Genomic DNA, 22,078 nt, shown 5'->3' with positions numbered 1-22,078 from the left:
GACTTCGATCAAAGGCATGCCGATGATTCAAGCGCAATGGGCGACTGAAGTCGCCCCTACAGGAGGGTCAGATCCCGCCATGCCGCCTGCAGCCTTCCCCGTATGGGCGACTTCAGTCGCCCGCGGACTTCGATCAAGGGCAAGCCGATGAATCAACCGCGATGGGCGACTGAAGTCGCCCCTACAGGAGCGTCAGATCCCGCCATGCCGCCTGCAGCCTTCCCCGTAGGGGCGACTTCAGTCGCCCGCGGACTGTGATCACCGGCCTGCCCGCAACCGTGTTTCTCCCTCTCGCCCCGCAAGGCGTTTCACCGGGGCGGCTTTCGGGCCGCCCCGTTTTTTTGCAGGAGACTGAATTCATGACTGCCCGCATCATTGACGGCAAGGCCCTCTCGAAACAACTCCGCGAAGGCTTCAAGACCCGCGTCGGCACCCTCGTGGCCCAGGGCGTCACCCCGGGTCTGGCGGTGATCCTGGTGGGCGACAACCCGGCCAGCCGGGTCTATGTGGGCAACAAGGTGAAGGCCTGCGAGGAATGCGGGGTGCGCTCCTTCCACATCGCCTTGCCGGGCGACACGCTGGAATCGGAGGTCCTCGCCACCATCGCCCGCCTCAACGCCGACCCGGCGGTGCACGGCATCCTCATCCAGCTGCCCCTGCCGCCCCACATCGACGGGCGCAAGGTGCTGGAGGCCATCAGCGTGCACAAGGACGTGGACGGTTTTCACCTCTACAACGTCGGCGGGCTGGTGGTGGGCAACACCATCTTCCCGCCCTGCACCCCCTACGGCGTGCAGCTGCTGCTCGACACCACCGGCACCGACGTGGCCGGCAAGAACGTGGTGGTGGTGGGGGCCAGCAACATCGTCGGCAAACCCATGGCCCTGATGCTGCTGCAGCGTGAAGCCACCGTCACCATCTGTCACGCCAAGACCCGTGACCTGGCCCAGCACACCATCCTCGCCGACATCCTGATCGTGGCAGCCGGCAAGCCCGGGCTGATCGTGCCACAGATGGTCAAGCAGGGGGCCATCGTCATCGACGTGGGCATCAACCGTTTGCCTGACGGGAAGATCGTTGGCGACGTGGATTTCGAGGGGGTGAAGGAGAAGGCCAGCTGGATCACCCCGGTGCCGGGCGGCGTTGGCCCGATGACGGTGACCATGCTGATCGAGAACACCCTGCGCTCGGCCGAGCGCGCCCTGCGCATGCGCCAGACCGACGACTACCAGGACTGGGAAGCCCCCGTCCTCAAGGGGCACTGACATGGACGACTGCCTCATCGGCCTCGAAGGCCTGCGCCTGCAAGCCTCCATCGGCATCTACGCCCACGAGCTCGCCGCTCTCCAGCCCCTCGACATCGACCTGCGCCTTGCCATCGATGGCACCCTGGCGGGCCGCAGCGACGACATCCGCCACACCGTGGACTACGACCAGGTGGTGAGCGCCCTCGAAGAACTCCTCGCCAGCCGCCACTTCAACCTGCTCGAACACCTCAGCCAGGCCATGCTCGACGTGCTCGGCCAGCGCTTCCCCATCAAACGTGCCGAGATCACCCTGGCCAAACCCCTCGCCGTCCCCAAGGCCCGCCGCGTGTCGGTGACCCGCAGCGCCGAATGGAAGCGCGAAGCGGTGAAGGTGGTGGCAGGCTAGGGCACTCCGGATGCCCCACCCGCGCCTGGACGGACGGCTGGGATGCCATGTAGGGGCGACTTCAGTCGCCCGCGGACTCTGATCAACGGCCTGCCGGTGATCGGTGCGTGGTGGGCGACTGACGTCGCCCCTACAAGTCGCCCCCTACACCTCGCCCCTACAGGAAACGCTGCGTCAGACAGCGGCTTGCAGCACGAACTCGCCCCAGCCGGGCGCGTGCTGCTTTCCGCCCGCTGCTAGCGGGTCTTAACGCTACCGGGGATGTCCGGCAGGGCGTGCCCCATGCGCTGGCGCTTGGCGCGGATGTAGCCGATGGAGTGGGTGTTGGGCGTGGTGATCACCGGCAGGCAGCCTTCGATCTTCACCCCCAGCCCGGTGAGCTTGGCGAGCTTGTCCGGGTTGTTGGTCATCAGGCGGATGCTGGGCACACCGAAGTGGGCCAGCATCTCCGGGACCATCTCGTAGGAACGGGCATCGTCGGGCAGGCCGAGCAGGCGGTTGGCGTCCACCGTGTCGTGCCCCTGGGACTGGAGCTGATAGGCCATCACCTTGTTGGCCAGACCGATTCCCCGCCCTTCCTGGCGCAGATACAGCACGATGCCGGCCCCCAGGCGGACGATCTCCGACAGGGCCAGGTCGAGCTGGTCGCGGCAGTCACATTTGAGCGAGCCGAACACCTCGCCGGTGAGGCATTCGGAATGAACCCGCACCGGCAGCCCGGCCACCCCTTCCGTTGTGCCATACACCAGGGCCACATGCTCCTGGAAGCCCTGGCTCGCCGACGGGACGGTGGTGCGGAAAACGTGCATGGAGAACACCCCGTGGGTGGTCGGCAGCTCGGTGGAAGCCAGCCATTCGGAGTGGCGGTAAGACTCGGTGGGGGGGGCGGTTGTGGGCATGAATGTGTTGAAGCAAGTGCGGTGATCCGAAGGCCGATGCGCGTAAGGAAAAGCGCCAGGCCGAGGATGGAGGTTTACCACGAGCGCGCGGGTGTAACAACGCCAAAACGGTCATCGGGCGGCACATCCTGATGCATTGAGCCCATTGCAGACGGACAGTTCCGTGAAAGACTGACGCACGGGGCCAGGCCTGGGCGACTCGCCGACGCAGCAAGAAGATGAGACAAATATAAATATAGATGTTTACGTAAGTCATTAGTTAACTACAATCTATATGTATGCCTAAAACCGCTCGTGCTCTCCTGCAGTTACCGCCAGCCACGGCCGCCGCCATTGAAAAGCTGGGTGCCGACCTCGCGGTGGCCCGCTTGCGCCGCAAGGAATCCCTGAAAACCTGGGCGAAGCGCATGGGCGTCTCGGTGCCCACGCTGCAGCGGCTCGAAGCCGGCGACCCCGCCGTGGGGATCGGCATCGTCGCCACCGCCCTCTGGCTGATCCAGCGTGATGGCGAACTGGGGGCCCTCGCTGCGCCCGAACACGACCGGGGCGCCATCGAGATGGATGTGCGTGCGGCAGTGGAGCTGGGGCGCAAACGCGCCCAGGCTTCCGCGGAGGCCCGCATGCAGCGGGTGAAAGACTGAGATGCGTCTGGATGAGCTGTTCCTGTGGTATCTGGGCGATCCTGCCACCCCGCGCCATGTCGGCGCACTGAGGCTGGTCGCTGCCGGAAAGGGCGTCTCCTTGCGCTACGGGGAGGCATGGCTGGCCGATGGGTTTGCGTTGAGCGAGGATCTCCCCCTTGTCGACATCGAACACCTGCCCCCGGGCCGCCTGGCGGCCGATGCCCAGCGTGCGGTCGGCGCAGTGGACGATGCACGGCCGGACCGCTGGGGAGAGAAGGTCATCCGCTTCCTGGACAAGCCCGGGCGCCTCTCCCTCATGGAGTATCTCTACTACGCGGGTGACGACCGATTTGGCGCGCTCGGCGTTTCCCGGTCGTCCACCTCCTACATCCCGCGCGCAGGGAGCCCGCTGCCGCGACTCGACGACGCGCAGCGGCTGAGCGAGGTGGTCGCCAAGATCGAAGCCGCAGAGCCCATCAGCGCCATGGAGGCGAAGATCATTCGCGCCGGTGGCAGCCTCGGTGGCGCAAAGCCCAAGGCCCTCATCGACATCGGTGGCGAGCAGTGGCTCATCAAGTTCTTCAACGGCGAGCCCGTGGACACGCCGCTCATCGAGCACGCGACGATGACGCTTGCCGAGCGTGCAGGCATCACCGTGGCAAGAACGCAGATCATCCCTCTTGCGGGCGCCCACGCCCTCGCGATCCGCCGCTTCGACCGGGAGCAAGGCCGGCGGATTCACGCCATCTCGGCTGGCACCGCCATCCGTGCAGCCACCCCGTCCGGGGAGGAGCCCGAGTTGGGTTACCCCGAACTCGCCCGGATCCTGCGTCGGGTGGGCATCACCCAGGACGACACCCATCAGCGCGACGCCCGTGAACTCTTCCGTCGGATGGTCTTCAATATCCTGGTCGACAACACCGACGATCACGAAAAGAATCACGCCCTGCTGGTTGTGGACCTGCACCGGAATGGCCGCCTGAAACTGGCGCCGGCCTACGACGTGCTACCGAGCAATTCGGGGCAGGGCTTCCAGGAGTTCATCTGCGGCAGCCATGGCCGCGATTCGACGCTCGACAATGCCATGTCCCAGTGCGATGCCTTCGGCCTGCTGCCCACAGAAGCCGCTGCAGAGATCGCCGCCGTCATTGAGCTTGTGAGCACCTGGCAGGCGCACTTCGCCCAGGTCGGTGTAAGCGCGCGCGACATCGAAAGCCTGGCCGAGCGCATCGATGGTGAACACCTCCTTGCTCAGCGCACCGGTTTCAACCCGGCCCGATTCCATGAAACGCCGGCCAGGAAAAAGCGGACAAGCCCGTTCCGACGACCCTGACACCCTTCAGCGGCAGTCCGCGCTGCACCTCTGCGCAAGGTTCGCCAGGGCGCGTTGCACGCCCACGTCCTGGGGCCGCGTCGCGGCCTGCTGCCGATTGCGGGTCCAGGCGCTCGCAGGCCGCCTCCCGCGCAGTGCGTCGCGGATTGGTAATACTGTGGTCCGTCCCCTGATTCCCTGCGGAAGCTTCTGATCGCGAAATCATTGATTAGGACACGCATTGTGTAAGCCATTTTTATTCTCAGAAGTGAGCCGTGATCGTACCGGCGCACTTGCTCACCAAAGACCAACCAAAAAGCTTAGAGATTGTTGTCAACATAGGCGTCTGTGGCTTTTACGAGATCTTTTATAAAGCGAATTGCCTTTTCTAGTTCGTCGCGTTTAATTAGATGCGGAACGGGAGCGCCGTTGTTTATGGGCCTGGATCGGTGAACGGCATCTCCGCGTTTAGCGATCCAACTATTCAAAGTGCTTCTTGCCTTTTCAGGTTCATAGTTAGCCCATGACCATCCTTCGGTGACATCAAGACCCAAGTATTCTTGAAATATGCGTCTTGTTTTATCCGAGCTTGGGTTGTGGAATTGCTTGAGATCGGTGTGCAATTTTTTCATGACAAAATCACCGACGTAACTTCCAGCGACCACACCTAGTTTCTTGTTCATTTCTTCGAGTAGCCGATCCTCGACGTAAGTTTCCCAAGCTGTTAAGGCCATAACCAAGCCAGCACGTTTCAGTACCTCGGCATTTGCAGGTGGGGGATTTGCATTGATAGTATCGAAGTGGGCGAGTAGCTCCTCAGCGTCTTTGATGCTGTACTCAAAACTCTGGTATGCGCGGGACATGGGAGTCTCTAACCTCAAGTAAGATTGGATTGTTGTCTCGAAAGCTCATCGGGTGCTGTCTAATGTCATCCTACAGAGCTTATGCCAACAACCGCTTTGGATCGATGAGTCGTACGGCAGCTTCTGACTGATTGCAGCACCTAGGACAGACAGGTTCCGACCCAATGTTGCCGTTGAGCTTTTAGGAAAGCTGTCGTTCAGCGTAGAAGTGAGCGGCCGGCGCTGCTTTTCGCGCGGGTCCGCTCGACTGCCGGGTTCGGCATCACGTCGCAACCTTACTGTTTTCAGGGTTGACGATAGTATTGGCGATTTGCCAGATGGCCTCTAAACGTTCGTCGCGAAATTTGCGATAGTTATCTTCATCAAACGCAAGTTGCGACGGGTCGGCAGAGAAACTGTCGAGCAAGAGATGTTTGCGAATGTCGACTCCAGAATGCTTGAGGCGAGAAAAGTAGCTCGCAGGAAGTTCGCCGCGCTTGCGGATATTGTCGGTGGCGCCAACGAACCGATAGTTTCCAAGGTGGTTAACTTCGGACGACGGAAGTCCAAGCTTCGTCAGGGATGCGTGGCGCGGGTAGATGTGGTCGACGTGGGGCTCATTTCCCTTGTATTTCACATCAAAGGGCGAGGTTCCCATCTGGTCGACATACACAAGATTCAGCAAGATGAACCGAAGTCGTGTCTCCGTGAGTTGATGCTTTTTCAACTCGCCTTGACTGCTCCGACCGGCAAAATATGCCTTCACGTCGTCGATTGGGAATCCACCCGGACACGGCTTCCCAACGATGCCGTGCAAGGCGTTGACTACTGTGTCCGTGCTTTGCGAGTACCAACCGAATAGTTGTGCCTTGTAGTGGTAGCCACGCATCAGCGCCCGATCAGCTTCTTTCGGCTTGGGATTTTGATAGAGATAATCGAAGAGCGGGATGAAGCTTGTATAGCTGCGGATGACTTTGTCAGCGAAGATCTTGAGGTCGTTGGCGAGAAAATCACGCAATTCCTGAAACGCATGCTCCGCTCGCTCCCAACTGGCCTCCATGTCGGTTAGGAGCTTCTCGCCGTCGGCGCCAGTGAACTTCTCTGCGGATGCTTCTGCACCACGCCCATGCGCGACCAAGAGGCATTTCAACGGGAAGGTTTTGTCGAATTGAAGGTTCGCGCCGTTCAGCAACTCTGTCGTCTCTTCGATAGCTTCTTCGATTTCGCCCCACCCTTCCTTCATCGCGGCAAACATCAAATCCGAGGCATCCAATTTGGTTCCGCCCGAATTGACGCGAACGAATATGTCGAGCACGGTCTTGTACGGGAATTTGTCCGCCACACCGTCAAGCTGTTGGACCCAAAAATGGCGTTCCTCCCGTAGGAGCGAAATGAGCTGACTCATGTTTCGCCTCACGCGCTTTTCCCTACTGCGCCTGACTTCTTCTGTGTCGCGTTGCTCAACAGGTTTGCTTGCGTTCAGCGCATCAAGGGACTCGTTGAGTTCGTCGGCAAGTTCCTCAGCGTTGCGCTGAGCATGTGCACCAAGAAGATTAGCGACCCGATACCAGGGAAGGGGAAGCGGCTCGTTGGAGAACTTGATCTGATGCAGAAGACCGGTATCAGTCATTTTGTCGCCACTCGTTACGTCAAAGTACGCCTCTAGGCGAACGCCCGACTCTGACAATATGGCACCTCGAAAGATCGCATAGAGCGTCTGCATTCGCTGTTGCCCATCGAGCACGAAGACCTTCTCAGCCCCGGATTTGCTGACATTCGGCTCGTAGAAGTCGCTGAGATCAGGATCCCATTCGGCCTCCTCCATGAATTTGCGAGCCTTAATCTCATCTTTAGTCCTCCAGAACAAGAGTGTCTGGATCGGGTAGTTGCGCATCAAGCTATCGAATAGTCGGAGCATCTGCTCTTCCTCCCAGACGAAGGGCCGCTGAATGTGCGGCAGAAAGAGAGATGTGTTGATATCTTCGATTAGGCCGAAAAGCGTTCGCGGTTTGTAGCTCACGTTAATGCCCTATGAAATTGGGTGAATGTGATGATGCCGAATGTCCTAGTTTAGGGGCGCGCCGCCGGTAGGCGGAGCGTGCCCTGCAACGAAGGGTTGGGCCTCGCGTTTCGGGCGAAGGATGACAATCCGGCCGTGATTGTTTGGAACCTCATGCTGATCAACTTCGTACTCGGTTGGCGCCTCTGAGGCAAAGTAAAGGATCCCCCCTGGCGTATTCGAGAGCAGCAGGTAGTGCTCCAGCTGAGCGAGCGCGTTGTGGTACGTTGCCCTCGACCATCGTGCGCGCTTCAACTCCACGACGACCCGATCTTCTTTATCTTGAATGACTAAGTCAGCGCGCTCGGGCCTCCCGGAAACCAACTTCTCCTCGGAACGCACCTGATACTCAGGTGTCACGCTCGCGAGGAATCCGGAAATTGCACCGACGAGCTGACTTTCCATTTGGGCAGTTGTCGATGACGACACCGGTTGATGCTGTTGCGCAAAGGCCAGCAGTGCTTGAGTAAGCCGATCCACAAGAGGTTCGGTCTTCTTCGGCAGTTGCTGCTCCAACAATGGTTTGTTGATTTCCGCCTCTTGTTTCGCCGCGAGAAAGGCAAGGTGCTCCGCGATTTGATCTAGGAGAAGGCACGCGAACGCAGCCACGGAAACGATGGCAAGAAACGCTTCGCTTTCATCAAAATCGAGTTTGTAGTCGTGTGTCGATGGATTGCGCCATTCCGTTCGGTAATTCGTAAACAGCGAGAGAATGCGGGTGCGAAAGACGTTGTTTTTCTCAAGGTAGCCCTCAATGTCGAATGGTCGCATGCGATCGGGATCTTTTCCAGCCAATACCCTGTACGCCTCCTTGATACTGCCCTCAAATGCTTGGTTGCTTCGGTAAATCGCGTCGGTGAAGGCTGTTTCGTCTTGTGTCTCCTGACCGCGCTGGAGGTGCCTGAACGCAGTCTCGATATGTAGTAGGACCGCGCGCAGGCCGGGCATGTACTCGCCCTCAGCGAGGGTGCACATTCTTGTGCGAAGAGTCGCTAATAGGTCCATATCGAGGCCCAACGCCCAGGTTAGCCGGCGCCGGAGCGCGAAGCGCGTAGGGCACCAACACTGGCCATGAAAATGGCGAAGCCATGGCCAGTGTTGGCGTCCGCGTTGAACCGACAGTTAGATTTCTGGGCGCCACTCATTCTTCGTACCCCCAATCAGGCTCAATGTTGCCAAAATCGGCGTGACCGATAGTTTCGGTGACCTCAATTTCTTCTATTTCCATCCCTTCGAGCCCCTGGCTTAGTTCGCCGCTCAGGGTGATCAAGACGTCTGTTTGATATGTGTCTTGAACTTCACTTGAGACACTGCCAATAGATAAATATTCTCTGTCAATCGAGTCCCATGCCTGCAGATCAAAGCTGGCGTGCACCGTGCAGGATACTTCGCATGCGATGTTTACAGTGACGCTATCCGAATCACTGCCTACTAGGTTGATTCTTGGCTTTCCTGCGTTGTCAGTGAGGATGGTGTGATCATCGTAAGTTGCATAAATTTCATCAGGCTCGTAGTAGTAGGCTGCGCTGGCCTCAATTTCTATATCGATCCCATCTAGGGAGCTTTTGATGGCGTCTGCAATTTCGTCGAAATATTTGCTCTTGTGTTCTTTTGCCAGATCCTCGCGCAGGTATTTCGCAATAAGGCTTGGTGCATTTTTTGATTGGAATGCGGCTATTGACTTTGCGAGGTCACTGCTTGCGTCAATCCATTCTGATTTCTCTGCGAACGCTTTCCATCCTCGATCAGTGCTGACCGCCAGAATCTTCTTGCCGCTTTCTTTCGCCCAAGCTTCCAGTGTCAGCAGGGCTATTGCATCTGGGAATTCGCTCTTTTTGTCGCCCGATGCTTCAAATGGTGGCTCACCGGCGAAGTAGAGGCTTGTGACCTCGGATATTTCGATGTAATCCGAAGCTTTTATTAATACAGCGCCGCAAGCGTTCAAGAATTCTTGCAGCCTCTTCTTGGAAATGTCGGTTTCTGCACCGTTTGAGAGCAGTTCGTGAGCTTTCGCTAGACTGCCCTCATCTATGCCCAAGTGAGGGTTCGCCGCCTTTAATGCCGCTGCAATTTTACTCTTTGCGTCTGTAGCTTTTTGTTTTAGATGGTTATCTAACTCGCTGTGCACAATGTCGCAGATTATTAAATCGATAGGGCTTTCTTGAAATTGGTGCAATTGACGTAGGAGCCCTCTATCGAGTAGCAAGCCGTTCGAGTCAAAAATACATGTGTCTACGGTCAAGGCGGCGTAGTCGCCTGCAACCTCGTCGGATTCATCTTGTGTGGTCATCTTTGGTGAACTAAGGAATCTAACTTTGTTATAGGGCGACAGTTCTGCCGCATAAAATCGGAATGCCGGATAACATGTTTTGCAAGTTGCTGTTTAAAGGAAGGAACTACTCACAAGGCAAATAACAAAACAGGAAAAGCAGCAGCGCCGGCATAGTGGGTTGATCCGATCATGTGGCACGTAGGTGTAGAGCATACCGTTCCGCCCGAATGGCCGCTATCTGGATCGGATGGCGACCGGCCGCTTCTGGCCGATAGCTGCTGTTGGCGGATATCCACTTCTGCCTCCACTCCGGACCCATACCCTCTCCTCACCCCTTCCCCCTAAACCAAGCCCCCATCCCACTCCCCCGCATCTCTACCTTCCCCGTCGCCTTCAGCGCATTCGTCAGCGTGGAATGTCCCGACCCCTTGATGCTTTTCCCCATTGCTTTGAACTGAACCCCAATTGCCTGCACCGGCGCCCAGCCATTTCCCGTCGTTGCCAGTTTCACCGCCTGTAGCAGTGCATGCGTATTCGCGCCATCAAGCCCAGCCTTGGCTTGAGGCTGCGCCACCGCCTTGGTCGCTTTGGCAGCCTTAGGCACAGCTTTCGGCACCCCGAAATCCTTCGCCCGACAGAAATAGCTATGCCCCTTCTTGTGCGGCCGATTTTCCAGATCGAAGGCTTTGGTCTTTTCAATCAGATCCAGATCACTGCTGCAGCCAAATAGCGGCGGCTTGAATTCCGGCTGGCTGCTGCGGATCTTTGAATAGAGCTTCACCACCATCACCCATCCGTCTTCCGCTTCCATCCCGCGGTAGGCGTCACGCAGGGCCGCTGCGGCCTGGGGCAGGGGGCGGAGCGTTGTGGGGGCGGGTTTTGCGGGGGCAGGGGGTGTCGCTGGTGGGGTGGCAGGTGCGGCCGGGGCGCTGGCTGCGGCGGGCGTTTCGGCCCGGGCGGCATGGGTGGCGATCACTTCCAGCGGCGAGGTGGTTAGCTCTTCCACATGGTTGAAGCGGTCGCAGGCGTTCACGAAGGCGCTGGGGGTTTGCTTTTCGCCGAAGCCGAAGACCATCAGCCCGTCTTCGCGGATGCGTGTGGCCAGGCGGGTGAAGTCGCTGTCGCTGCTCACCAGGCAGAAGCCGTCGAAGCGCCGGGAGTGGAGCAGGTCCATGGCGTCGATGATGAGGGCGCTGTCGCTGGCGTTTTTGCCGGTGGTGTTGCGGTATTGCTGGATGGGGTGGATGGCGTGTTCGGAGAGCTTGAGGCGCCAGCCGGCCAGGTGGGGGGTGGTGAAGTCACCGTAGATGCGCCGTACTGTCACGCGGCCCAGGCGGGCGGTGGCGTCGAGGATGGGCGTGAGGGTGTCGAGGCGGACGTTGTCGGCGTCGATGAGCACGGCAAGGGACTGGAGTTCGTGCTTCATCCGGTGATGACGCAGTTCTTTTTATGGGGCGGGAATATGAGAGATGGTGCCACCGGAGCTGGTGGCGGGAAAAGTGATGCGGTGCACTGGATTTGAGTGCGGAAGTGCCCGCCGGCGGGGGCCGGCGCTGTACGGCCGGGTTCAGGGCTGGCGCGGGGGCACCCGGGAGAGGATGGCGTTGACGTAGGTGCCGGTGAGTTCGCTGCGCAGGATGCTCAGGTGGTCTTCGTCGTAGCCGCGCAGGGAGGCGGCCTGCTGTTGTGCGGCGTGGCGCAGCTGGCTGTCTAGGGGGATGGTGCCGTCGCCGCTGGTGGCGGAGAGGGTGGCGACGTTGCGGAAGCCGAACAGGATGTGGTGTTCGACGCCGGCGGGCAAGGGGGTGGAGAAGAGGTCGGTGAGGAAGGGGCCTTCCGGTGACATGCTGCGCCACACCGGCATGACGACGGGGGCGTATTCCACGCCGCTCTTGGCCGCCTGTGCGCCGCCGAAGGGGGAGGAGATGGAGGTGAAGGTGCGGACGAAGTCGCACTCGCTTTCGAGGCGGCAGGTATTGAGCAGGGACCGCGAAACCAGCCCGCCCATGCTGTGGGCCACGATGTGCAGGTCATTGAAGTGACGCTCCTGGCGCAGCTCGTTGAGCATGTTGAGCAGGGCATCGCCGATGGTGGGGATCTCCAGGCCCGAGGGGTAGTAGAACAGCCAGGGCTGGTAGGTGTTGCGGTCGATGCGGCTGACGAGTTCGGCGAAGTCCCGGGGGGTGCCGTTGATGCCATGCACGAACAGGACCGGTGTTTTGTTCGGGGAATAGTCCTCCAGGAAGTAGATGCCCGACAGGCCGGCCTTGAGGAATTGCATGGGCTGCCACATGCCCATGCTGGCGCGCTCCGGGTCGAAGCGGGCCTCGTTCAGCTTGGCCACGCTGCCCAGCTGGACGTCGATGCCGGCCACCAGCCTGTTGCGCAGCGCAAAGAGGTTGCCGTCGGGGTAGGTCCCGGCGGGCGGGGGGCTGCTTGCGGCGCTGAGCTTCAGGTCGATGCCGGTCAGCGGCGTGCCGTCCGGGTGCGCGCTGGGCAGGGTGTGAGGGGCGTAGGGTTCGCCGGGGTTGAAGGCGATGTCGTGATTGATGTCCTGGAACACGAAGAGCTTTGCGGCGCGGGGGCTGACCAGGATGTCGAAGCGGCCGGGGTGCTCGAAGACCTTGTAGCTCAGGGGCTGGCCCTGCTTGTCCAGGGCGACGACGAGAATCGCGCAGCTGGGGCAGTCGGGCGCGGCCAGGGTGCCGGATACGTGGGTGATGGTGTCCTGATAGGTTTTCAGGTCGTGCTTCAGATCGAGAAAGCCGGTGCAGCCGGCCAGATTGGCGATGAGGATGAGCAGGGCGAGCAGTCGAGGCATGGTCGGGCCGGTCGTTTCTGGGAGACGGCCCATATCTTAACGGCATTTGGCCGGCCTTTTCCGCGCGGGGGCGGGGCGCCGGCCGTGCCGCTCAGGCCATCGAATGCAGCCCGATCATGTTGCCTTCGGTATCCACGGCCAGGGCGATGAAGCCGTGGTGGCCAATGGCGAACTTGTCGCGCTGGATCTCGCCGCCGGCGGGGACGACCCGGGCGGCTTCCACGGCGCAGTCGGCGCAGTGGAAGTACACCAGCACGCTGTTGCCGCCGGTACGGAAGCCGGGCATGCGCACCAGGGCGCCGGTGGCGCCGTAGGCGTTGTCCTGCATGGGGAAGGCCCACATTTCCAGGGTGGGGCTGGCGGGGTCTTCGGGGGCTTCGAGGCGGGTCAGGGGGGCGCCGAAAACGGTCTCATAGAAGGCCTTGGCGCGGGGCATGTCGTCCACGTAGATCTCGAACCAGCCGACGGGGTTGTTCATGGTGGGGTCTCCTTGGTGTTGGGGGTGGGGCCGGTGTGTCCGGCGGACCTCCGTAAGCATAGGCAAGTCGGGGCGATCTTGCCGGCGGGCTGCAAGACGCAGCGGCCCATGCCTTCCGCGTAGCCTGGTAGGGGCGACTCGCCCGCAAGACGCAACAGCCCACGCGCGCTGCGTAGCCTGGTAGGGGCGACTTCAGTCGCCCGCGGACTTGGATCAAGGGACTGCCTGTGATCGGCGAGTGGTGGGCGACAGAAGACGCCCCTACAAGTCGCCCCCGGTGGCCCCTGCAGGCGGGATGTGTCTTATCCGGCCTTGCTTGCCAGGGCCCGGGTGAGCTCGCCGGCGCCGATCTCCTGGCAGCCCAGGGGGTTCTGCCCGCACCACAGGGGCGAGAAGTCGGCGCTGCCCTGGCTTTCGGCGGCGGCACGCAGCGGGGCGACGGCGGCGGTGGCGAGGGGGAAGGCGGGGGCCAGGGGGTTGAGGGGGCCGATTTCGCGCATGAAGCGGTTGACGATGCCCCGCGCCGGCCGGCCGGTGAACAGGCGGGTGAGGGCGGTGTGGCCGGCGTCGGGGCTTTGCAGGGCGGCCCGGTGCACGGGGCTGGTGGTGGCTTCGGGGCACAGCATGTAGGCGGTGCCCACCTGCACGCCGGCGGCGCCCAGGGCCAGGGCGGCGGCCACGCCGGTGGCGTCGGCAATGCCGCCGGCAGCAATCACCGGGATGCGCACGGCGCTGACGATGCGCGGCAGCAGGGCGAAGGTGCCGGTCTGGGTGCTGAGGTCGTCATTGAGAAAGATGCCCCGGTGGCCGCCGGCTTCGAGCCCCTGGGCAATGATGGCGTCGGCGCCGTGGGCTTCGAGCCAGAGGGCTTCTTCCACGGTGGTGGCGGACGACAGCACGCGGGCGCCCCAGCTTTTGACCCGGGCCAGCAGCGCGGGGGCGGGCAGGCCGAAGTGGAAGCTCACCACCGGCGGCCGGAAGGGGGCGATGGCATCGGCCAGCTCGGCGCTGAAGGGGCTGCGCCCGGGGCCGCTGGGGATGCCCTGGGGGTCGATGCCGAACTCCCGGTAGTAGGGGATGAGGGCGGCGCGCCACGCGGCCTCGCGCTCGGCATCGGGCTGCGGTGGGGTGTGGCAGAAGAAGTTGACGTTGAAGGGGCGGTCGGTGGCGGCCCGGATGGCACCGATCTCCCGGGCCAGGGTGTCGGCGGTGAGCATGGCGCCGGGCAGCGAGCCCAGGCCGCCGGCCTGACTGACGGCGATGGCCAGGGCACTGCCCTGCACGCCCGCCATGGGCGCCTGGATGATGGGCAGGTCGATGCCGAAGAGTTCGGTGATGGACATGGCGGGGCCGCTCCGGGTGTTGGCGTGGGCGACCATTGTGCCGGGGCCGGGCGTGGGGTGAAAGAACACCCATCGCCCCCGGCAGGCGCGGTTTGTAGGTGCGACCTGCGGGGGCGACCTGCGGGGGCGACTTGTAGGGGCGACTTCAGTCGCCCATCCGCGCGTCGATCACCGGCAATCCCCTGATCGAAGTCCGCGGGCGACTGAAGTCGCCCCTACGTCCCTACGGTCCTACGCCCCCTCCAGCCCCCTGGGGGCCACTCAGAGCTTGAAGCGCCCCACCAGTTCGCCCAGCCGGCCGGAGGCCTGGTCGAGCTGGACGATGGTGCCGGAGGCGTTCTGGATGGCGTCGTCGGTGCTGGTGACCATGTTGGAGGTGACCTCCACCGAGCGCGCCAGGGCGGTGGTGGCGGCCGACTGCTCGCGGGTGGCTTCGGCGATCTCCCGCACCCTCAGGGCGGCGGCCTCCATGCTGGCTTCGATGGCGGCGATCTCCCGGGCCACGGCGGCCACGTTGGCGATGCCGGATTCGACCTCGTTGCGGGTGCCGGTCATGCCGGCGACGGCCTGCTCGGTGTCGTGGTGCATGGACTCGATGGTGGAGCGGATCTCCAGGGTGGCGCTGCCGGTGCGTTCGGCCAGCTTGCGCACCTCGTCGGCCACCACGGCAAAGCCGCGGCCCTGTTCGCCGGCACGGGCGGCTTCGATGGCGGCGTTGAGGGCCAGCAGGTTGGTCTGGTCGGCCACCTCGCGGATCACCTGCACCACCCCGGCCACCTGCTGCGAGCGGGCCGACAGCTCACCCAGGGAGCCGGCCAGGCGCTCGATGGTGGCGCCGATGTTGCGCATCTGGGCTTCCATGGCATTGACGGCGGCGGCGCTGCGCCGGGATTGCTCGCGGGTGGTCAGCATGGCCTCGTCGGCCTCCCGGGCGTGGTCGGCGATGTGGCCGCTGGAGACGGTGATCTCCTCGATGGTGGCAGCGTTCTCGCTGGTGGTGTCGGCCACCGTGCGGGAGCTCATGGCCACCTGCTCGGTGGAGCGATTGACGGCACGCAGGCCTTTGGCCAGAGCCTGGCTCTCGTCGCGCACGTCGCGGAACATGCTCTGCAGGCGGTCGAGGAAGGCGTTGAGCGAGGCGGCGGTGCGGCCCAGCTCGTCGGCCCGGTCGATGGGCACCCGGCGGGTCAGGTCGGCGTCGCCGCTGCTCAGTTCGCTCATGGCCCGGGAGAGCTGGGTGAGGGGGCGGGTGAGGGCGGTGAGCAGCCCAAACAGCACTGCGGTGATCAGGCCGGCGCTGACCAGACCGAGCAGAATGGCCGTGGCACGCAGGGATTCGGCCGAGCCCACGATGGCGCTGGTGGGCACCGACACCACGGTGGCCCAGCTCTTGTCGGGGCCGTCGATGCGTGTGGGCTCGAGGAAGTTCACCTGGCCCTGCTCATCGCTCCAGCGCAGGCTGCGGCCGTCCTTGAGGGCAGAGATGGCTTCGGCCGGCAGGCTGGCGGGCTTGCCCAGCTGGGCGGCGTCGGGGTGGGAGACGACCAGCCCGGAGGCCGAGTAGAGGGCCACGTGCCCGGCCTGCAGCGGGCGGATGGCAGCGAGCTCTTTTTGCAGGGTGTCGAGGGCAATGTCCACCCCGGCGATACCCTGGAAGCGCCCGTCCTTGAGGATGGGCTGCACCAGCGAGGTGATCAGCACCTGCTTGCCGCTGAGGGCGTAGAAATAGGGGTCGATCAGCTGGGGCTTGCTGCTGCGCTGGGCTAGGATGTAATAGTCGCCGGCGCCTTCCTTGGTGTAATCCACCAGCGGCTCCAGGGCCGGCTGGCCGTTGCCCCGGTGCCAGTAGGGCACGAAGCGGCCGGTGCTGTCGTGGCCTTCCTTGCCGACATGGCGGGCGTCGTCGCCGTCGAAGGCGTTGGGCTCCCAGCCGGTATACATGCCGAGCACCTCGGGCCGGCCCTTAAGGCTGTGCAGCAGCAGGGCGTTGATGGCGGTCCGGCTGTGGCCACCGGCGCCGTGGAGGCCCTCCAGGGCAAGGGCCAGGCTGTGCGCGGCCGACATGGCGCTGTCCAGGCGCAGGCGCACCTTGGCCGCCGCATCCATCGCCTCGGCCTGGGCCAGAGCCTCGCCCTGGGCGTAGGTGGCGGTGTAGCTCTTGTAGGTGACGATGCCGAGGGTGACGGAGAAACCCAGGGCGACGGTGACGACCGTCGCGGTTATCAGCTTGGTCCGCAGACCCATGGTTTGCCAGCTCATTTAACACCTAGAAATAAAGTTTAACTCTATTGATCTACGTCAAATGCAGCTCAATCTTTAGCACCGATTCGCGCGCTCACAGACTCTTCAGCTGTCTGCCGTTGCGGGGTCGAATTCACCCAGGAAAACTCCGCTTGAGGCGTCGTCCGACGGTCTGTGCACTCTCTTCGGTAGGGGCGCCCTCAGCCGCCCGCGGACTTGACGCGTCGTCTGACGGTCTGTGCAGTCCCTTCGGTAGGGGCGACTTCAGTCGCCCGCGGACGTCGATCCCGCGCCTGCCGGTAATCCGCGCTCGGTGGGCGACTGAAGTCGCCCCCACGGGGGCTAACCCAGCAGCGGCAGGTAATCCTGCGTGAAACGATGCACCCTGTCGCTGCTCAGGGCTTCGGCGATGGGCCACCAGCGCAGGGCTTCGTGCTGGTCGTCGCTGCCAGGGATCTCAAAACCCGCCGGCACGTCGATGCGATGGCCGAGCACCACGTAGTGGGTGCTCACGCCGTTGTCGCCAGCAAAGCAGTCGGCGTAAAAATGCTCGAAAGGCCCCAGGAAGGCAGGCTTGAGGGCGTGGATGTCGGCAATGCCCAGCTCCCGCGCGGCCACCCGGGTGAGGGCGTCGGCGCGCTTCTCGTTCTTCAGGATGCGGCCCCCCGGCACGAACCACCAGCCCTGGGCCGGGCGGTTGTTGCGCAGGCCCAGCAGCACCTCGCGGCCGTCGCGCACCAGCACCAGATCCACCGACACAAGGGGCAGCGCCCGGATCAGTTCTACGAAGCGTTCTCGGTCTTCCATGGGGGGTGTTTCCTGAATCGGGAGAGAGGCGGGCGGCGCGGCGCGCCTGGTGCGCCGCACAATAGGCCCGCAGATTACCCGATCAGCGTGAGGGTGTTCCAGCCCGGCTCAGGGCAGGGGCTTGAGGGATTCACCAATGCCCTGCAGTGGGCCGAGGGGGTTGCGCCGCAGCTCGGTCTCCTCAATGCGCGGTCGGCCGCTCCACTGCTTGTACACCACCCGGTTGTCGATCACCACGATCAGCGCGCCGAAGCGCCAGCCGGTGGTCAGGGTGTCGCGCTTGAAGTTGAGAAAGTCGAGGGTGAAGTTGCCCACCCGGTTGCGGTGGATGCGGCTCGGCTCCATGAAGTAGCCCACGCAGCCCTCTTGAGCCTTCATGCAGTCCAGGATGCCCGGTGGAATCATCGCCCGCTCCTGCAGGGGCGAGGGCAGCACGGCACGCACCACCTGCGAGTGGTTGAGGATCTGCATGTTCGGCGTCTTGTACGGGTCGAAGCCAAGCCGGCGCACCGTGTCCAGGTCGGTGGTGTAGGGCACGATCTCGTCGAAGCTCTTCTTCGCCTCGTCGAAATCGTTCCAGGGGTTGTTTACATCCTGGCGGGAGGTCGGCAGCAGGCTGGCACACCCGGCCAGCAGGCCGGTGGCAAGAAACACCAGAGTTCTCATGGCTAGCCATCCTCTCCGCAGTGTGGCGTGCACCTTGGACAGCATCCCCGCCCGTTTGCTCCACGGATGCGCCTTCTTCTGCGGCTGCAGCATAGATATGTAGGGGCGACTTCAGTCGCCCGCGGACGCTGATCAACGGCCTGCCGGTGATTAACGCGTGGTGGGCGACTGAAGTCGCCCCTACGAGTCGCCCCTACGAGTCGCTTCTACAAGTCGCACCTATGTCTATTCCGCGTGCGCCATGTGCGGTTGCCCCTTTGTTCCGCACCATTCCGGCGCATGTTGTGTCACGGCAGTGCATGGGCCGGCGGCGATTTCGCCGGTTTTACGGGGGATTTTGCGTGGCATGAAACTCGCTTGTAAAAAACTGACCATATGGTCAGGTTTTTCAGGAGAGCGAGCCATGGCGTCCCACATCGTTCTGACTTCCCATCCCAGGGGTGCGGGCAGCCGCCAGGCGCCGGCGATCGATTGGGGTGCCACCAGCGCCGTGGCACGGGGGCCGCTGGTGGCGGGCCTGGCCGAGCCGGCCATGCGTAACGTGATCGGCACCCACTCGGGTTCCTACGCGGTGTACCGGGCGCTGGCCGTGGCGGCGGGCAATCTGCAGGCGGATCACCGCCCCGACCTGACCAACACGGTGCCGGCGGCGGCCATCGGCCCCCATCCCCAGTGGGGCGATCCGGGGCGCATCGTGTCCCTGGACCCGTGGGGGCACCGGGTGGCCCACGAGTTTGCGGCGGAGATCGCGGCGGGCATGGACATCCGCCCGACCATTGCCATCACCACCGCCCACATCAACATGCCCGAGCTGCGCGACGCCATCGAGGCCGGGCGCCTGGTGCCCGACGGGGACATCCTCGAAGCCAACGGCGACGTGCGGGTGACCAAGGCGGCCATCGACCCGGTGTGGTACCTGCCCGGGGTGGCGGAGCGGTTTGGCATTGCCGAGCGGGCCCTGCGCCGGGCCCTGTTCGAGCAGACCGGGGGCATGTTCCCGGAGCTGGTGACTCGCCCGGACCTGAAAGTCTTTTTGCCGCCCATTGGCGGCATGACCCTGTATTTCTTCGGTGACGTGAGCCTGCTCGGCCGCCCCGACACCCGCATCGCCTGCCGGGTGCACGACGAGTGCAATGGTTCGGATGTGTTCGGCTCGGACATCTGCACCTGCCGTCCCTACCTGGCCCATGGCATCGAGGTGTGCGTCGAGATGGCCCAGCAGGGCGGCGTGGGCCTGGTGATCTATAACCGCAAGGAGGGCCGTGCTCTGGGCGAGGTGACCAAGTTCCTGGTGTATAACGCGCGCAAGCGCCAGTATGGCGGCGACCGGGCCGAGACCTACTTCGAGCGCACCGAATGCGTGGCGGGCGTGCAGGACATGCGCTTCCAGGAGCTTATGCCGGATGTCTTCCACTGGCTCGGCATCACCCGCATCGACCGCTGGGCCTCCATGAGCAACATGAAGCATGGGGCCCTGACCAAGGCAGGCATTGTCGTGGTCGAGCAGGTGGCGATCCCCGATGAACTGATTCCGGCCGATGCCCGCGTCGAGATGGACGCCAAGACGGCCGCCGGCTACTTCACCCCGGTGGCGCCCCCCGGCGCCGCCGAACTGGCCCTCGCCAAGGGCAGGGAGCTTCACGCATGAATGTTCTGACCGACCGCCCCGCCTCCGGCTGGCACACCCCGGTGCCCGCCGGGCACCCGGCCGCCAGCCTGCTCACGGCGAGGGCGGTGCGCAGCCGCTGCAGCATCGTGATGGCCCAGGTGGAGGCCGGGCGCTCGCCCTTCCTCACCTGGCATCCGGAAAAGCTCCCCCAGTGTGCCGAGTACGTGGCCCACACCATCCGCCTCAACTACCCGGATCTGGACGTGCCCTACCACGCCCGCTGGCGCCATTTCGAGGCTGGCGGGGTGGATCGCTGGGGGGCCCTGCTGACCACTTCCGGCCTGGATGGCGACCGCCTGGAAGCTGCCCGGGTGGCGGTGGATCTGGTGATCCCCAGCGTGCTGCTGGATGCCGGTGCCGGCCCCGACTGGCATTACCGGGATGCGGCCAGCGGCCAGCGCCTGAGCCGCTCGGAAGGCCTCGGCGTGGCCAGCCTGGCGCTGTTTGCCGGTGGCGCCCTGTCGGCCGATGCGGCCCACCCCCTGCGCTGCGATGCCAGCGCCCTGATTGATCTGGCACCGGAGACCCTGGCCGACGCCTTCCAGGTCGGGCCTGCCAACCCGCTGATCGGGCTGGACGGGCGCCTGGCCCTGCTGCAGCGCCTCGGCGCGGTGATGGCGGCCACACCGGCGGTGTTCGGCGTGCCGGCCCGGGCCGGCCGGCTGGTGGATTACCTGCATGCCCATGCCACGGGCGGGCGCGTGGCGGCGTCCTTCATCCTCGAAACCCTGCTGCGCGCCCTCGGCCCCGTGTGGCCCGGCCGCCTGAACCTGAAGGGGGTGTCCCTGGGGGACTGCTGGGGTCACCCGGGCCCGGAGGATGGCCTGCTGCCCTTCCACAAGCTGACCCAGTGGCTCACCTATTCCCTGCTCGAACCCCTGGAAGCCTCCGGCCTGAGCATCACCGGCCTGGACGAACTCACCGGCCTGCCGGAGTACCGCAACGGCGGCCTGCTGCTGGATTTCGGCCTCATCCAGCCCCGGGATCCGCGCTTCTGGACCCACCCCTGGACGGTGGACGCCCCGTCCATCGTCGAATGGCGGGCGCTCACGGTGATCGGCCTCGACCGCCTGGCCGACGCCGTGCGCGGCGAGTTGGGGGTGAGCGCCGAGGCCTTCCCCCTGGCACGGGTGCTGGAAGGCGGCACCTGGTCGGCCGGCCGGCGCATCGCCGCCCAGCGTCGCCCCGGGGGCGGCCCGCCGCTCAACATCGTCAGTGACGGTACCGTCTTTTAGAAACCCCACGCGCTGGAGGACACCATGACCGCACCCCTCACCGTCATCGACCACCCCCTGCTGCAGCACAAGCTGTCCATGGCCCGCAGCGCCGACACCACCACTGACAACTTCCGCCGCCTGGTGCGGGAGATCGCCGCCATGCTGGCCTACGAGGTGACCCGCGACCTGCCCACCGAGATGATCAAGGTCACCACTCCGGTGGCCGACTGCGAGGTGCCGGTGATCAGCGGCAAGAAGCTGTGCCTGGTGTCCATCCTGCGGGCCGGCAACGGCATGCTCGACGGCATGATCGACCTGCTGCCGGGCGCCCGGGTGGGGCACATCGGCCTGTACCGCGACCCGGAAACCCTGGAGGCCATCGAGTACTACTTCAAGCTGCCCGAGGATGTGGAAGACCGCCTGGTGATCGTGGTGGACCCCATGCTCGCCACCGGCAACTCGGCCAGCGCGGCCCTGTCGCGGCTCAAGGAGGCGGGCGTCTCCAGCCTCAAGTTCGTGTGCCTGCTGGCGGCGCCCGAGGGCGTCGCTGCGCTGCAGGCGGCCCACCCGGACGTGCCCATCACCACCGGCGCGGTGGACAGCCACCTCAACGACCACGGCTACATCGTGCCCGGCCTGGGGGATGCGGGAGACCGCATCTTCGGCACCAAGTGACAGCAACGGCGCGCCTTCCGCGGGAGGACGGCCGAGGCGGGCGCATCCGCCAGCAGCAGGAGGGCGCCATCCTGCAGGCCGCCGAGCAGGTGTTTGCCCGGGCCGGCTTTCAGGGCGCCACCATGGCCGAGATCGCCCTGCGCGCCGGTCTGCCCAAGTCCAATCTGCACTACTACTTCGGTACCAAGGCCGAGGTGTACCGGGCGGTGCTCGGCCACATCCTGCGCCTGTGGCTGGCCGAGACCGACTGCCTCACCCCCGACGCCGACCCCCGCGAGGCCCTGGGCCATTACATCGCGGCCAAGATGCGCCTTAGCGCCGAGCACCCCGACGCCTCCCGGGTGTTTGCCAACGAGCTCCTCCACGGCGCCCCCGAGATCGGCGACTATCTGCGCGGCGAGCTGCGCACCCTGGTGGCCGACAAGGCGCAGGTGATCGAGGGCTGGATCGCCGCCGGGCGCATGGCCCCGGTGGACCCGGTGCATCTCTTCATCAGCCTGT

The 22,078-nt window shown here is 63.9% G+C and carries 20 protein-coding genes; 8 read left to right on the top strand and 12 right to left on the bottom strand.

The genetic code is table 11. The annotated features are described in order from the left end of the window. Positions 1-359 precede the first annotated feature (359 nt). Together folD and folB are read left to right on the top strand one after the other, a co-directional pair. Positions 360-1,265: a bifunctional methylenetetrahydrofolate dehydrogenase/methenyltetrahydrofolate cyclohydrolase FolD gene (gene folD / locus ACIQ09_RS15525; RefSeq protein WP_398311735.1), complete on the top strand. Its 906-nt coding sequence runs from the start codon at positions 360-362 to the stop codon at positions 1,263-1,265. A 1-nt stretch (position 1,266) separates the two neighbouring features. Further along, entirely contained in the window at positions 1,267-1,653 is a 387-nt protein-coding gene (folB, locus tag ACIQ09_RS15520) for a dihydroneopterin aldolase (RefSeq protein ID WP_374498550.1), read from the top strand. A gap of 236 nt (positions 1,654-1,889) precedes the next feature. Here folB and ribA read toward each other — a convergent pair whose 3' ends face one another. After that, positions 1,890-2,552 (bottom strand): GTP cyclohydrolase II, encoded by a 663-nt coding sequence (gene ribA / locus ACIQ09_RS15515; protein ID WP_398311731.1) that lies wholly within the window; start codon positions 2,550-2,552, stop codon positions 1,890-1,892. Positions 2,553-2,830: 278 nt separating this feature from the next. Between ribA and ACIQ09_RS15510 the strand changes: the two genes are divergently transcribed. Both ACIQ09_RS15510 and ACIQ09_RS15505 read left to right on the top strand, forming a co-directional pair. Then, positions 2,831-3,193 carry an XRE family transcriptional regulator gene (locus ACIQ09_RS15510; RefSeq protein ID WP_398311728.1) on the top strand — a complete coding sequence of 121 codons (363 nt, stop codon included), beginning with the start codon at positions 2,831-2,833 and terminating at the stop codon, positions 3,191-3,193. Position 3,194: 1 nt separating this feature from the next. Then, positions 3,195-4,508, top strand: a complete 1,314-nt coding sequence (locus ACIQ09_RS15505) for a type II toxin-antitoxin system HipA family toxin (RefSeq protein ID WP_398311726.1) — start codon at positions 3,195-3,197, stop codon at positions 4,506-4,508. A 299-nt stretch (positions 4,509-4,807) separates the two neighbouring features. On the opposite strand, the gene ACIQ09_RS15500 is transcribed toward ACIQ09_RS15505, so the two are convergent. The 11 genes from ACIQ09_RS15500 to ACIQ09_RS15450 form a co-directional block, all read right to left on the bottom strand. Further along, positions 4,808-5,350, bottom strand: coding sequence for a HEPN domain-containing protein (locus ACIQ09_RS15500; RefSeq protein ID WP_398311723.1), 543 nt, complete (start codon positions 5,348-5,350; stop codon positions 4,808-4,810). Between the two features lie 262 nt (positions 5,351-5,612). Beyond that, positions 5,613-7,349: a DUF262 domain-containing protein gene (locus tag ACIQ09_RS15495; RefSeq protein ID WP_398311720.1), complete on the bottom strand. Its 1,737-nt coding sequence runs from the start codon at positions 7,347-7,349 to the stop codon at positions 5,613-5,615. A 45-nt stretch (positions 7,350-7,394) separates the two neighbouring features. Continuing rightward, the gene (locus tag ACIQ09_RS15490) at positions 7,395-8,336 is read right to left on the bottom strand and encodes a hypothetical protein (protein ID WP_398311717.1); all 942 of its coding nucleotides are present in this window, start codon (positions 8,334-8,336) and stop codon (positions 7,395-7,397) included. A gap of 193 nt (positions 8,337-8,529) precedes the next feature. Continuing rightward, complete coding sequence (locus ACIQ09_RS15485; RefSeq protein WP_398311714.1) at positions 8,530-9,678, bottom strand: PIN domain-containing protein; 1,149 nt, start codon at positions 9,676-9,678, stop codon at positions 8,530-8,532. Positions 9,679-9,988: 310 nt separating this feature from the next. Beyond that, positions 9,989-11,086, bottom strand: coding sequence for an NYN domain-containing protein (locus tag ACIQ09_RS15480; protein WP_398311711.1), 1,098 nt, complete (start codon positions 11,084-11,086; stop codon positions 9,989-9,991). A 141-nt stretch (positions 11,087-11,227) separates the two neighbouring features. After that, complete coding sequence (locus tag ACIQ09_RS15475) at positions 11,228-12,481, bottom strand: esterase/lipase family protein (RefSeq protein WP_398311708.1); 1,254 nt, start codon at positions 12,479-12,481, stop codon at positions 11,228-11,230. 91 nt (positions 12,482-12,572) lie between these two features. Next, a complete protein-coding gene (locus tag ACIQ09_RS15470) occupies positions 12,573-12,959 on the bottom strand; it encodes a VOC family protein (protein WP_398311705.1) in 387 nt (128 codons plus the stop codon). A 302-nt stretch (positions 12,960-13,261) separates the two neighbouring features. Beyond that, entirely contained in the window at positions 13,262-14,302 is a 1,041-nt protein-coding gene (locus ACIQ09_RS15465) for an NAD(P)H-dependent flavin oxidoreductase (protein ID WP_398311702.1), read from the bottom strand. Between the two features lie 261 nt (positions 14,303-14,563). After that, positions 14,564-16,561: a methyl-accepting chemotaxis protein gene (locus ACIQ09_RS15460; protein ID WP_398311699.1), complete on the bottom strand. Its 1,998-nt coding sequence runs from the start codon at positions 16,559-16,561 to the stop codon at positions 14,564-14,566. Positions 16,562-16,885: 324 nt separating this feature from the next. Beyond that, the gene (locus tag ACIQ09_RS15455) at positions 16,886-17,350 is read right to left on the bottom strand and encodes a GDP-mannose mannosyl hydrolase (RefSeq protein WP_398311696.1); all 465 of its coding nucleotides are present in this window, start codon (positions 17,348-17,350) and stop codon (positions 16,886-16,888) included. A 108-nt stretch (positions 17,351-17,458) separates the two neighbouring features. After that, positions 17,459-18,016, bottom strand: coding sequence for a hypothetical protein (locus ACIQ09_RS15450; protein WP_398311693.1), 558 nt, complete (start codon positions 18,014-18,016; stop codon positions 17,459-17,461). Positions 18,017-18,419: 403 nt separating this feature from the next. Between ACIQ09_RS15450 and ACIQ09_RS15445 the strand changes: the two genes are divergently transcribed. From ACIQ09_RS15445 to ACIQ09_RS15430, 4 genes are all read left to right on the top strand, one after another. Then, positions 18,420-19,664, top strand: coding sequence for a GTP cyclohydrolase II (locus ACIQ09_RS15445; protein ID WP_398311690.1), 1,245 nt, complete (start codon positions 18,420-18,422; stop codon positions 19,662-19,664). Beyond that, positions 19,661-20,920, top strand: a complete 1,260-nt coding sequence (locus ACIQ09_RS15440) for a URC4/urg3 family protein (RefSeq protein ID WP_398311687.1) — start codon at positions 19,661-19,663, stop codon at positions 20,918-20,920. The genes ACIQ09_RS15445 and ACIQ09_RS15440 overlap by 4 nt, the downstream gene beginning before the upstream one ends. Positions 20,921-20,944: 24 nt before the next feature. After that, positions 20,945-21,577, top strand: a complete 633-nt coding sequence (upp, locus tag ACIQ09_RS15435) for a uracil phosphoribosyltransferase (RefSeq protein WP_398311684.1) — start codon at positions 20,945-20,947, stop codon at positions 21,575-21,577. Next, the coding region (locus ACIQ09_RS15430; RefSeq protein ID WP_398311681.1) for a TetR family transcriptional regulator C-terminal domain-containing protein at positions 21,574-22,078 on the top strand (505 nt) is incomplete at its 3' end. The genes upp and ACIQ09_RS15430, both read left to right, overlap by 4 nt.

The organism is Zoogloea sp. (assembly GCF_044344315.1).
Lineage (GTDB): Bacteria > Pseudomonadota > Gammaproteobacteria > Burkholderiales > Rhodocyclaceae > Zoogloea.
The sequence above is the reverse complement of the archived record's forward strand: the minus strand, read 5'-3'. Positions and strand labels throughout refer to the sequence as shown.